The organism is Paraburkholderia sp. 31.1 (genome assembly GCF_014397645.1).
GTDB lineage: Bacteria > Pseudomonadota > Gammaproteobacteria > Burkholderiales > Burkholderiaceae > Paraburkholderia > Paraburkholderia tuberum.
This window is the reverse complement of the sequence record NZ_VZQN01000043.1, coordinates 39137-51591: the sequence shown is the minus strand read 5'-3', so window position 1 is coordinate 51591 and position 12455 is coordinate 39137. Positions and strand designations below refer to the sequence as shown.

The window sequence follows — 12455 nt, the reverse complement described above, 5'->3', positions numbered from 1 at the left end:
GCAGGTCTGCGCCACGTCGAGCAAAAAGCGTTTTGTAATGTTCGGCGTGCTGTGACGCCGACGGTTGACGCCGCGCAAACTTGCGTCAAGAATCGAGCGCCGGGTGTGCTCCCGAACCCGGCTAGCCCGATTCCAGCGCGTTTCGACTCGTCGCGGAAAACTTCATGATCCATCGCTTCTCTTCTTCATTGCGCCGCTTGCTGACAGCCGGATTACCGGCCGCCGCGCTGACGGTGACGCTTTCTGTCGCTGGTGTGGTGCCGTTCGGCGAACGGTGCATGGCAGCCGCCCAGGCCGATGCGTCGAGCACCTCGGAAAGCACGGCGACGGGGGGAAGCACGGACGCCGCCGCATTCGCGCCGATCGCACCACCCCAGGGGCCGGAGGCGAACGCGTCGCCGGTCGGCGAATCGAGCGAGCCGCACGCGATGACGGCGCGCCCGAACGGCGAGCCGCGCAAGCGGACGGCTGCGCGTGGCGACACGCAGGCTGCATCGAATGCACCGGACTCGGCCGACGCGACGGCAACGCCTCGCAACGACAGGACTTCGACGCCCGCGATTCCCGTGCCGCCCGAAACCACCAGCGTCACCACGCATTCGCTGCGCCTGAACGGCCGCAAGCTCGACTACACGGCGAGCGCGGGCAATCTGTTGCTGCACGATAAGACCGGCGCGCCGAACGCGAGCGTGTTCTATGTCGCGTACACGGTGCCGACCAGGACGCCTGCGACGCGTCCGATCACCTTTCTGTTCAACGGCGGCCCAGGCGCCGGCAGCGTATTCCTGATGATGGGCTCGGTCGGCCCGAAACGCGTGCGCACCGCGAGCCCCGCGAGCACGCCGCCCGCGCCGTACACGCTCGACGACAACCCCGACAGCCTCCTCGACACCAGCGACCTCGTGTTCATCGACGCGGTCGGCGCGGGCCTGTCGAGACCGGTCGGGCATGGCACGGGCAAGGACTTCTGGGGCGTCGATCAGGACGTCCGTGCGTTTGCGCAATTCATCGACCGTTATCTGACGGTGAATCAGCGCTGGAATTCGCCGAAGTACCTGCTCGGCGAATCGTATGGGACCGCGCGCGCCGCGATGCTCGCTTATCAGTTGGGGCAGAACAATATCGCGCTGAACGGCGTGATCCTGCTGTCGTCGGTGCTCAATTCCGCGGCGTTCGCGCCCGGCAACGATTTCAGGAGCGAGAGTTATCTGCCGAGTTTCGCGGCGATCGCGTGGTATCACGACAAGGTCACGCCGAAGCCCGCGAGCCTGCCGGCCTTTCTCGACGAAGCACGCGCGTTCGCCCGCGGACCCTATGCGCAGGCGCTCGAACAGGGCGATGCGCTGCCCGACGATCAGCGCGACGCGATCGCCGCGCGCATCGCGTACTTCACCGGATTGGACGTGGGGTTCGTGAAGCGTAACCGTCTGCGTCTTTATCCGTCGCGTTTTCGAAACGAGTTGCTGCGCAACGAGTCGCGCAGCGTGGGCCGCTACGATGCGCGTTTCGAAGGCCTGAACTACGACGATGCGTCGGAGCATCCGGACTTCGATGCGTCGGTGAGCAGCGTGTCGAATGCGTTCAATGCGGCGCTTCATCAGCATCTGTCGGACGACCTGCACTACACGCCAACCGACCGTTACCTGGTGTTCAGCGACGACGCGTTGAAGCAATGGGACTGGAAACATCGCGAATGGTGGGGCGAACGGCTGGAGCTGCCCTACGCGGGCGGCGATCTGGCCGAAGCGATGCGGCAGAATCCGCAGTTGCGGGTGTTATCGCTGAACGGCTACTTCGATCTCGCCACGCCGTTCTATGCGACCGAATATGCGCTCGCACATCTCGGCCTCGATCGGTCGCTGCGCGAGAACGTGCGCATCGCCTACTATCCGACCGGCCATATGGTGTATCTCGACGATGCCGCGCTGCACGCGATGAAGCGTGACCTCGTGAGCTTTTATACGGGGCAGCCGCGTTGAGATCGGCGAATCGTCGCATGGTGTCGAACGGTATAATTCCCGCACCGTGGAGTAGCCGCGCGCTCTGTCAACCGGCTTCATCGTTCGCCGCTTATGCCATTCACCCCGATTCCGTCCTTCGCGCGCAAGCGCATTTCCGACGTGGTGTCCGACCAGATCAAGCAACTGATCTCGGAGGGCACGCTGATGCCCGGCGACCGTCTGCCGGCCGAGCGCGATCTCGCGGCGCAGATCGGCGTGTCGCGACCATCGCTGCGCGAGGCGCTGATCCGGCTGGAGGCGGACGGTTACATCGAAACGTCGGGGCGCGGCGGTTTCACGGTGGTCGACGTGACCGCGCCCATCATCTCGAAGCCGCTTGCCGAACTGTTGCTGCAGAATCCGCGCACCAGTGCCGACATTCTGGAGTTGCGCCAGGGGCTCGAAGCGATTTCGACGGTCTATGCCGCGCAGCGCGCAACCGCCACCGATTTGAAGAAAATCCGCGCGGCGTTCGAGGCGTTGAAGGCCGCGTCGCTCTCGCGCGATCGCGCGAATCTCGCCGAACTCGATGCGGCGTTTCATCTCGCGATCGCCGACCACACCGGTCAACAGACATCGTTCCCGCCGCTTTTCCTGAAGAGCCTATGAAAGTCGCGCTGTTTATCCCGTGCTTTATCGACGCGTTCTATCCGGAGGTCGGTATCGCGACGCTCGAACTGCTCGAACGTTTCGGCATCGAGGTCGACTATCCGCAGCAGCAGACCTGCTGCGGCCAGCCGATGGCCAATAGCGGCGCGCATGCGGACGCCGCCGCCACGGAGCGACTATTCGCGCGCAACTTCGCGGGTTACGACTACATCGTCGGGCCGTCCGCGAGTTGCATTCATCACGTGCGCGAACATCTGACCGCGCTCGAGCAGACCGACGAAGTGAAGAAAGTACGCGCAGGCGCTTACGAACTGGTGGAGTTTCTGCACGACGTGATCGGCGCGCGCGAATTTCCGTGGGCCGAGTTTCCGCACCGCGTCGGTCTACACACCAGTTGCAGCGCGCTGCGTCATCTGAAGCAGGCGTCGGCGTCGGAAATCGCCGGCACGCCGTTTTCGAAGCCGCGCGCGTTGCTCGAAGGCGTGAAGGGCATCGAGTTCGTCAAGCCGGCGAGGCCCGACGAATGTTGCGGTTTTGGCGGCACGTTCTCGGTCACCGAAGAGGCGGTGTCGGTGCGCATGGGGCAGGACAAGGTGCGCGACCATCTGAATGCGGGCGCCGAGTACATCGTTTCGGGCGACATGTCGTGCCTGATGCACCAGCAGGGTTGCGCGGAACGCATGAAAGCCGACGCGCGCTTCATTCATATCGCGCAGGTTCTCAATGGAGCACGCGCATGAACGGCGACCATCACCGCATCGATCACGCCAAAGCCGCGGGTTCTTTCATCAGCAAGACCGAGCATGTCGCGTTTCACGACAAGCGTCTGTGGGACCTGCGCGAGAAACGCGACGCGCAGGCGCACGGCATTGCCGAATGGGAAACGTTGCGCTCGCTGGCGTCGGGCATCAAGGAACACACGCTGTCGCATCTGGCCGACTACCTGGAGCAGTTCGCGGCGGCGGCCGAGGCCAATGGCGTGGTCGTGCATTGGGCAGCGAGCGCGGAAGAGCACAACGCGATCGTCCACAAGCTGATGTCCGAGCGCGGCATGACGACGCTCGTGAAGAGCAAGTCGATGCTGACCGACGAATGCCGGATGCGCGAGTATCTCGAACCGCGCGGCGTTACCGTGATGGAAACGGACCTCGGCGAGCGCATCCAGCAGCTCGATCATCAGGACCCGAGTCATATGGTCGTGCCGGCCGTGCACAAGCTGCGCGCGGACGTGGCCGAGCTGTTCGGCCGGACCATCGGCACCGATCCGACCAATAGCGATATCCACTATCTGGCCGAAAGCCAGCGCATGAATACGCGGCCGTATTTCGTGCGCGAGAAAACGGCTGGCATGACCGGCTGCAATTTCGCGGTGGCGGAAACGGGCACGGTCGTCGTCTGCACGAACGAAGGCAATGCCGATCTTTCGGCGAACGTGCCGCCGCTGCATATCGCATCGATCGGAATCGAGAAGCTGATACCGAAGGTGTCGGATCTCGGCGTGTTCGTGCGCATGCTGTCGCGCAGCGCATTGGGTTCGCCGATCACGCAGTACACGTCGCATTTTCGTGCGCCGCGGCCGGGCACCGAGATGCATTTCATCCTCGTCGATCATGGCCGCTCCGAACGGCTCGCGATGGAGGACTTCTGGTACTCGCTCAAATGCATACGCTGCGGCGCGTGCATGAATACGTGTCCGGTCTATCGGCGCAGCGGCGGCCTGTCGTATGGCGGCACCTATTCGGGGCCGATCGGCGCGATCATCAATCCGACGTTCGATCTGAAACGCTATAGCGCGTTGCCGTTCGCATCGACACTCAATGGCAGTTGCACGAATGTGTGTCCGGTGAAGATCAACATTCACGAGCAGATCTATAAGTGGCGCGCGGTGATCGCCGAGCGGCACGAAGTGCCGTTCGTGAAGCAGGAAGTCCTGAAGATGGCGGGGCGTCTGCTATCGAGTCCGACCTTGTATCGCGCGACGGTGTCGTCGATGGGCAGCGCGTTGCGGCGGCTGCCGAATTTCGTGCTGTACAACCCTCTGAATATCTGGGGCCGGCAGCGCGAATTGCCGGAGGCGCCGAAGATGACTTTTCATGCCTGGTACAAAAAGAATCGCGGAGGCGGCGATGACAACGCGTGAGGCTTTTCTCGCCAAGGTGCGTGCCGCGCAACCGGCCGCGCGGCCGCGTCCCGACGTGCCGCTGTTCGAGGCGGTTGGCGGCGATCTGCGGGCGCGCTTCACGGCGGCGTTGCAAACGATGGGCGGCACGTGCGTCGAAGCGGCCAGCGCGAGCGACGTCAGCGATCTGATTCGCGAGCGTTTTGGCGCGGCGGCATCGATCGCATCGGCGAGCGCCGAAGTGCCGGGCACGCGCGTGATCGGCGCGGATACGGACCCCGCATCGCTGCAGGACGTCGACGTCGGGTTGGTCCGTGCGCGCTTTGGCGTCGCCGAAACCGGCTCGGTGTGGTTTAGCGAGCGCGAATATGTGGTCAATGCATTGGGCTACATCGTCCAGCATCTGGTCGTGCTGCTCGATCCGGCGCAATTGCTCGATGGACTGCAAGACGTCTATCGTCGCGACGATTTCCGCAGGGCGCGCTACGCGGCGCTCGTTACCGGCCCTTCGGCCACCGCCGATATCGAGGGCGTACTGATTCGCGGCGCGCAGGGCGTGCGCTCGCTGACGGTCGTGTGGCTCGCGGGCTGATGCGCGGCGGTTGCAGCGCCGGACTTTGCTATCATCACTGTATAAACATACAGGTCCCGCACAAAGTCCGTGGCAACCGATGCTCGCTCAGAGATCCGCTCTGAAGCCCCTTACTACCTGCTGAATTTCGAGCGCGCGCTTGCGTGGCTCGCCGCGCGTTACGACGATCTGCTCGACGACGAAGAGCACGCTTTTCTGGAAACTTTCGCGACGTTGCCGCAGGCATCGCGTGCGCTGCTGGTGCGCATGCTGATGCGCAAAGGCATGCTGTTCCGCGCGAGCCGCCTGGCTTACGACGAAATCGGCTGTCCGTTGCAGGCGGCGATGCCGATGACGGTGCATCGCTGGATCGACACCGAGCCGGCCCTGTTTCTCGACGACCTGTTTGCGCTCAGCACGCGTGCGCAATTGCTGGACATCTTCGCGGACGCGATCGCGCGGATTCCCGGCGCAAAGGCTTTGCGCAAACCGGATCTGTTCGAAACGCTGCGCGAGTCTTACGAAACCGCAAGCGGCGACGCGCAAGCGTGCACATCACGTCCGCTCGCCGCCTGGCACGACGCTTCTACGGACCGCGTGCTGCACGTCGCGATCGCGCCGTTGTGCGATCGCTTGCGCCTGATGTTCTTCGGCAATCTGCATCAGGACTGGTCGGAGTTCGTGCTCGCCGATCTTGGCGTGTTCCAGTACGAGAAGGTCGCGTTCGGCCGTTTGTCGCGCGCGTTCCAGCAACGCGCGGACGTCGACGTTTATCTCGCGCTGCACGCGTGCCGCGAAGCGCTCGAATGGCTACCGGTCGGCACCGACACCCCCAACCTTCACGAACTGATCGCGACCGTCCGCTCGATCGGCACCGCGAATCCGTGGCTCGAAATGCGTCGCGCGAAACTACTGTTCCGGATCGGCCAGGATTGCGAGCGGCGCGGGCAGTGGGACACCGCGCTCGCGGTGTACGACGCGTGCACTTGGCCCGGCGCGCGTCTTCGACGCATGCGCGTGCTCGAGCGCAGCGAGCGTTACGGCGAAGCGCTGGCGCTGGCCTCGCAGGCCGATGTCGCGCCTGAGAGCGAAGAAGAGGCGCAGCGCGTCGCCCGGATGTTGCCGCGCTTGCGGCGCAAGTGCGGCGAGCCGGTGCCGCGCGCAGCAGCGGCGAGGCCTGTGGAGCGCGGCACGCTGGTGCTGCCGAAGCCTGATACGCCGGTGGCCGTCGAGTACCTGGTGCGCGATCATTTGAGCAGCGACGCCGCGCCGGTGCACTACGTCGAGAACGCGCTGATCAATTCGCTGTTCGGCCTGCTGTGCTGGGAGCCGGTGTTCACGGCGTTGCCCGGCGCGTTTTTTCATCCGTTCCAACGCGGACCGGCCGATCTGCACGCGCCGGACTTTCACGCGCGTCGCGCCACGGAGTTCGCCGCGTGCTTCGCGCAGCTCGATAGCGGCGTCTATCGCGACACGATTCTGCGGCACCTGCACGACAAGGCCGGCATGCAGTCGCCGTTCGTGTTCTGGGGACTGCTGACGCCCGAGCTCATCGCGCTCGCGCTCGACTGTCTGCCCGCCGCGCATCTGAAGCTGTGCTTCGAGCGCTTGCTGCGCGACATTCGCGGCAATCGTTCGGGCTTGCCCGACCTGATCCGGTTCTGGCCGGCCGAGCGTCGCTATGAACTGATCGAGGTGAAAGGCCCCGGCGATCGTCTGCAGGACAACCAGATCCGCTGGCTCGCGTACTGCGCGCAGCACGGCATGCCGGTGCGCGTCGTCGACGTGCGCTGGGCCGGGCAAGAGGCGCAGAGCGAAGCGGACGCCGCGACGCAAGCCGCAGCGGAGCGCGTCGTATGAGCTACGTGGTGGCCGTCCGCGCGATGTGCGAATTCACCGCTCGGCGCGGCGATCTCGATCTGCGCTTCACGCCCGCGCCGACTTCGCTCGAAGGCATCGCGGGTCATCAGATGGTCGCCGGCCGTCGCGCGAGCGGCTACGAAACCGAACTCACGCTGACGGGCACGCATCGCAGTCTGACCGTGCGTGGCCGCGCGGACGGCTACGACGGAATCGCGAACCGGCTCGAAGAAGTGAAGACGTATCGCGGCGATCTCGCGCGTATGCCCGCGAATCATCGCGTGCTGCATTGGGCGCAGGCACTCGTGTATGGGCATCTGCTGTGCCGGGCGCGCGGGCTCGGCGAGCTGACGATCGCACTCGTGTACTTCGATATCGGCAGTCAGAAGGAAACCGTGCTGACGCAGCAGCACAGCGCGCGCGAACTCGAAATCTTCTTCGTCGACCAGTGTGAACGATTTCTCGATTGGGCCGTGCAGGAAGACGCGCATCGCGTCGCGCGCAACGCGGCGCTCGTCGCGTTGCAGTTTCCGTATGGGCGGTTTCGGCGCGGGCAGCGTGAGCTCGCGGTGGCTGTGTATCGCGCGGCACGCGACGGCAAGCCGTTGATGGCGCAGGCGCCGACCGGTATCGGTAAGACGCTGGCGACGATTTTTCCGTTGCTGAAAGCCTGCGGCGAAGACCGGCTCGATCGCGTGTTCTTTTTGACCGCGAAGACGCCGGGCCGCGCGCTCGCGTTCGATGCGATCGACTCGCTGCACCAGAGCGCGCCGTTGCCGCTCAGAACGCTCGAACTCGTCGCGCGCGACAAAGCCTGCGAGCATCCGGACAAAGCCTGCAACGGCGAGTCCTGTCCGCTCGCGCGCGGCTTTTACGACCGTCTCGATGCGGCGCGCGCCGCCGCGTTGGCGACGCCACGGCTCGATCGCGCGGCGGTGCGCGAGGCTGCGCTCACGCACAATACCTGTCCGTACTATCTGTCGCAGGAGCTCGCGCGCTGGGCCGACGTGATCGTCGGCGATTACAACTACTACTACGACGGGAGCGCGATGCTGCATGCGCTCACGCAGATCAACCAGTGGCGCGTCGGCGTGCTGGTCGACGAAGCGCACAACCTGCTCGAACGCGCGCGGCGCATGTATACCGCGTCGCTAGATCAAAGCGCGTTCCGGCTCGCGCGCAAGAGCGCGCCGGCGGCGCTGAAGAAGCCGCTCGAACGCTTGCAGCGCGAGTGGAATGTGGTGAAGCGCACGCAGACGTCCAGCTATCAGGTGTACGCGGAGGTGCCAGGCAAATTGCTGTGCGCCGCGCAGAATCTGATCGGCGCGGTAACGGATCAGCTCGCCGACGCGCCGTTGTCGATCGACGAACATGCGCTGCGCGTTTTCTTCGACGCGATGCACTTCGTCGCGCTCGCCGAGCAGTTCGGCGAGCACTCGATGTTCGACGTGACATTGAGCGCCGAGCGCTACGCGCCGCGCGACAAAACCAGTGCGACGCTCTGCGTGCGCAACGTGATCCCCGCGCCGTTCCTCGCGCCACGCTATGCGGCCGCGCGTACCACGGTGATGTTCTCCGGCACGCTGAATCCGCAGCATTTCTATCGCGACACACTTGGGCTAGCCGAGGACACGCAATGGCTCGACGTCGAGGGACCGTTTCGCGCGGAGCAGTTGCAGGTGCACGTGGCCGCTCATGTGTCGACGCGCTGGCGTGACCGCGAACGCTCGCTCGCGCCGATCGTGGAGCTGATCGCGAAGCAGTACGACATGCAGCCCGGCAATTATCTCGGGTTCCTGAGCAGTTTCGACTATCTGCAACGCGTGGTCGCGCTGCTGCGCGAGCGGCACCCCGGCTTGCCGGTGTGGGCGCAGGAACCCGGCATGGACGAAGCCGCGCGCGATGCGTTTCTCGCGCGCTTCAGGACGATGAATCAGGGCATCGGCTTCGCGGTGCTCGGCGGCGCGTTTTCGGAGGGTATCGATCTGACCGGGCAGCAACTGATCGGCGCGTTCGTCGCGACGCTCGGTCTGCCGCAGATCAACGACGTCAACGAGCAGATGCGCCGCGCGCTCGATGCGCGCTTCGGCAATGGCTACGACTACATGTACCTGTATCCGGGTTTGCAGAAAGTCGTGCAGGCGGCAGGGCGCGTGATCCGCACCGAAGAGGACCGCGGCGTCGTGCATCTGATCGACGACCGCTTTCGCAGGCCGGAAGTGCGGCGCCTGTTGCCGCGCTGGTGGCAGGTTCGCTAGCGCCGCGCCAGCGAACCTTTACGCGCGCGACGCGTCACGCGTGCGGCGAGGTCGAGCCCGGATTGCCGGGCGTACCAGGGCCGCCGGCCGGGCTCGGATCAACCGGGATCTGGTCGTCGAGCGGCGCGTCGCCCTTGTGCGGAGCGTGACCGTCCCCCGCGGCGTCGCCGTCCGGCCGGTTGCCATGGCGTTCGCGCGGCGGGGCCGTATCGAACCTGGCCTTGCTCGCCGGGTCCCACGTGAGCAGATGACGCTGCGGATTCGCGATCTCGATGCCGAGTTCGCTGAAGCGTTCGAGGATGCGTCGGTTGAATTCGCGTTGCACGCCCCAGCGCGACGTATCGCGGCATTGCATCTGCCCGGCCAGCGTGATCGCCGAACCGTCGACCGCATCGACGCCCCAGAACGAGAAGTCCGCCAGGATGCCGTCCTTGAAGTTGTCGTCCGTGCGCAGCGATGCGCCGATTTCCTTCAGCGTCTCGATCGCGCGCTCGACGTCCTGGCCGAACACGATATTCACGCGCACCGCCGCGTTGCCGATGCCGCGATTCGTGTTGTTCACGGTCGACACCGAGCTGAACGGCACCGTAAACAGCGAGCCGTCGCCGCCGCGCAGCCGCACGGTGCGAATCGACAGATATTCGACGGTGCCCGACACGCCCGCGAGCGTGACCCAGTCGCCGACCTGCATCGCGTTTTCCATCAGCAGAAAGATGCCGGTGATGAAGTCCTGCACGAGCTTCTGCGAGCCGAAGCCGAGCGCGACGCCGAAGATGCTCGCGCCCGCGATCAGCGGGCCGATGTTCACGCCGAGTTGGCTCAGGCCGGTCAGCACGACGACGAGCGCGATCACGCAGAACAGCGCGGTGCGCAGCATCGGCATCAAGGTGCGCAGACGCGCGGCGCGCACCAGATCGCCGCTGCTCGTCCAGTTATCGAGGCGACGTTCGGCCGACACGTTGACGATCTCCCACACCACCAGCGCGATGATCGCGGCGACGGCGATCGTCGCGAGCGCCGAGGCGAGCCGGTGGCCGATCGTGCCGCTGCGGAACAGATCGACGACGTCGACGCCCCACGCCTGCAACAGCACCAGCGCGGTGACGCTGCCGATGATCCAGCCGATCACGCGCCGCAGCGCCGGATAGTATCGGTAGGCGTGCTGATGCACGAGCGAGTGTGACGCATCGTCCTGCACATTGAAGATGCGCGCGAGCGCGCCGAAGATCACGATCGACACGAGCCGCGCGCCGATCAGTATCGCGAGCGTCATGCCGCCGATATTCACGAGCGCGTGATAGCCGTTCCGTACGTCGAAGGCCCAGACGAACCACAGGCCCATCACGATGACCACGGTCACCACGGCCCACGCGTCCGCGAACGCGTTGCCGAACATCTCTAACGACTCGTGAGCGGCGAAGCGATTGCGGATCCGGTTGGCGACCGGTTTCGCGCAGTGCAGCACGAGGATCGAGATCATCACGTGACCGGCGAGTGCGACCACTTTCAGCAGCGCGAGATGCGCGGCGTCGTTCATGCCAAGCGCCTGCGCGACTTCGGCTAGCGCGACGCCGGCGCCGACCACGCTGACGATTCGCACGATCCAGCCGAGCACGAACGCGGCCCACGCATCGCCCATGCGCAGCAGCCGCAGACGCGGTGCGCTCGGCTGCAGGAAGAACGCGCCGACGATCACGACGCAGCGGCACACCACATAGACGTCGATCAGCGAATCGAGCGCGCGATCCTGCGGCGTGCCGTTGCCGGTGAAGATCGACATCAGCGCGCTCGCCGCGCCGAGGAACACCGCGATCGGCACGAGCCGCGCCAGCGTGATCAGCAACGCGCGCGGCAGACGTTGCAGCAGCGTCCAGTGGTGCGTCGCGTTGCGCTTGCCTTCGGCTTCGATGGCGCGGCCTTTGGCGGATGGCGTCGCGTACGGCGCGGCCGGGCCAGTCGTGACGGCTTGCGCCTGCGCTTCGAGCACTGACGGCACCGATGACAGCGGGGGCAGCGGCGGCGTGCTGGTCGGCGGATGACCGGCCGGCGCGGCGCCGGCGGCGTGCGCGGGCGGCGGTGAGTTGTCGTTGTCATCCTGCAGCGCGGCTTCGCGGCGCGCGGCGATCGCCCGATAGACGCGCCGCAGCAGCCGCCGCGCCAGCCATTCGAGCACCAGAGCGGGGATCAGCGCGGCCAGCAGCGACCACAGCACCTCGAACAGCACCGCGCGCGCGTGCGGATTGGCGAACTGCCAGTTCCACCATGCGCGCACCGACGCGACGTCGAGCAGCGCGGCGATCGAGCCGCGCAGCGAGGTCGCGAGATGGCCGGCGTAATGCGCGCCCTCGCGCGCGAGTTGCGAGGCGAGGCCATTGGATTTGAACGCGTCCGGCACGAGCGCGGCTGCGCCGCTTGCGGCGGCGGGCGCCGACGCCGCCGCCGGCGCGGATGCGGGCGGCGCGCTCAACGCGCCGGCCGCGGCGATCGCTTGCAGCGTATCGGCGACTTGCGCGCGGCGTTTGGGGTCGTTCAGGACAGCGAGCGCGTCGCGGGCCTGCTGAGGTGTCAGCGCGACGGCGGCGGAAGCGGGTGTCGCGGGCGTGGGATGGGCAGGCTCAGGCGCGGCGGCGAAGACGGGCGCCGCGCCTGCGAGCAGAAAAATGAAAAAACAGATACGCAGAAATTTTTGCATAGGGTGTAAAGCGGGATGAAGCCAGTGCGGACGATTGTGCCGGAATATGGGCTGTTTCAGCGGGGTGACCCGGGACCGACACGGGGCGGGGCGCTGAAGTTCCTGCGGCGGAGGCCCGCCGGACGGGCGAAAGCGCCGCGAGAGCGGCGCCCGTCGGGCGGGGCGTTGACCCGACAGGATAGCCGATGCTGGCCGGCAGGCCTGTCGAAGGCAGCAGAAAGCTTGCCCGGAAAGCCCCGTGGGCGGGGCGGCGCAGGAGGTAGGAGGCCGCTTGCCGGGCGGCCATGCTGGCGGCGGCGCGAGGATGTTCTCGACGACCACGCTACGTGCGGGCAGAGCGCGGAAA

Annotated in this window: 7 protein-coding genes and 1 pseudogene; 7 read left to right on the top strand and 1 reads right to left on the bottom strand. The window is 65.9% G+C overall.

Going from position 1 to position 12455, the window contains the following annotated elements:
- Positions 1-164: 164 nt before the first annotated feature.
- The 7 genes and pseudogenes from F6X37_RS28190 (at position 165) to F6X37_RS28160 (ending at position 9417) form a co-directional block, all read left to right on the top strand.
- A complete protein-coding gene (locus F6X37_RS28190; RefSeq protein ID WP_090809761.1) occupies positions 165-1979 on the top strand; it encodes a S10 family peptidase in 1815 nt (604 codons plus the stop codon).
- Between the two features lie 93 nt (positions 1980-2072).
- A pseudogene (locus tag F6X37_RS28185) lies at positions 2073-2564 on the top strand (FadR/GntR family transcriptional regulator); the annotation flags it as partial.
- A gap of 41 nt (positions 2565-2605) precedes the next feature.
- Complete coding sequence (locus F6X37_RS28180; protein ID WP_187613568.1) at positions 2606-3349, top strand: (Fe-S)-binding protein; 744 nt, start codon at positions 2606-2608, stop codon at positions 3347-3349.
- Entirely contained in the window at positions 3346-4749 is a 1404-nt protein-coding gene (locus F6X37_RS28175) for a lactate utilization protein B (protein WP_187613567.1), read from the top strand. Before F6X37_RS28180 ends, F6X37_RS28175 begins: the two co-directional genes overlap by 4 nt.
- On the top strand, positions 4736-5320 hold the full coding sequence (locus tag F6X37_RS28170) for a lactate utilization protein C (RefSeq protein ID WP_090809767.1): 585 nt from the start codon (positions 4736-4738) through the stop codon (positions 5318-5320). Before F6X37_RS28175 ends, F6X37_RS28170 begins: the two co-directional genes overlap by 14 nt.
- Before the next feature lie 69 nt (positions 5321-5389).
- Entirely contained in the window at positions 5390-7159 is a 1770-nt protein-coding gene (locus tag F6X37_RS28165; protein ID WP_187613566.1) for a VRR-NUC domain-containing protein, read from the top strand.
- Entirely contained in the window at positions 7156-9417 is a 2262-nt protein-coding gene (locus tag F6X37_RS28160) for an ATP-dependent DNA helicase (RefSeq protein WP_187613565.1), read from the top strand. Before F6X37_RS28165 ends, F6X37_RS28160 begins: the two co-directional genes overlap by 4 nt.
- A gap of 34 nt (positions 9418-9451) precedes the next feature.
- On the opposite strand, the gene F6X37_RS28155 is transcribed toward F6X37_RS28160, so the two are convergent.
- Positions 9452-12109, bottom strand: a complete 2658-nt coding sequence (locus F6X37_RS28155) for a mechanosensitive ion channel domain-containing protein (protein ID WP_187613564.1) — start codon at positions 12107-12109, stop codon at positions 9452-9454.
- Positions 12110-12455: the final 346 nt, after the last annotated feature.

Coding starts and splice junctions, on each gene's coding strand:
- F6X37_RS28190 (WP_090809761.1), top strand. CDS start 165: ATGATCCATCGCTTCTCTTCTTCATTGCGCCGCTTGCTGACAGCCGGA.
- F6X37_RS28180 (WP_187613568.1), top strand. CDS start 2,606: ATGAAAGTCGCGCTGTTTATCCCGTGCTTTATCGACGCGTTCTATCCG.
- F6X37_RS28175 (WP_187613567.1), top strand. CDS start 3,346: ATGAACGGCGACCATCACCGCATCGATCACGCCAAAGCCGCGGGTTCT.
- F6X37_RS28170 (WP_090809767.1), top strand. CDS start 4,736: ATGACAACGCGTGAGGCTTTTCTCGCCAAGGTGCGTGCCGCGCAACCG.
- F6X37_RS28160 (WP_187613565.1), top strand. CDS start 7,156: ATGAGCTACGTGGTGGCCGTCCGCGCGATGTGCGAATTCACCGCTCGG.
- F6X37_RS28155 (WP_187613564.1), bottom strand. CDS start 12,109: ATGCAAAAATTTCTGCGTATCTGTTTTTTCATTTTTCTGCTCGCAGGC.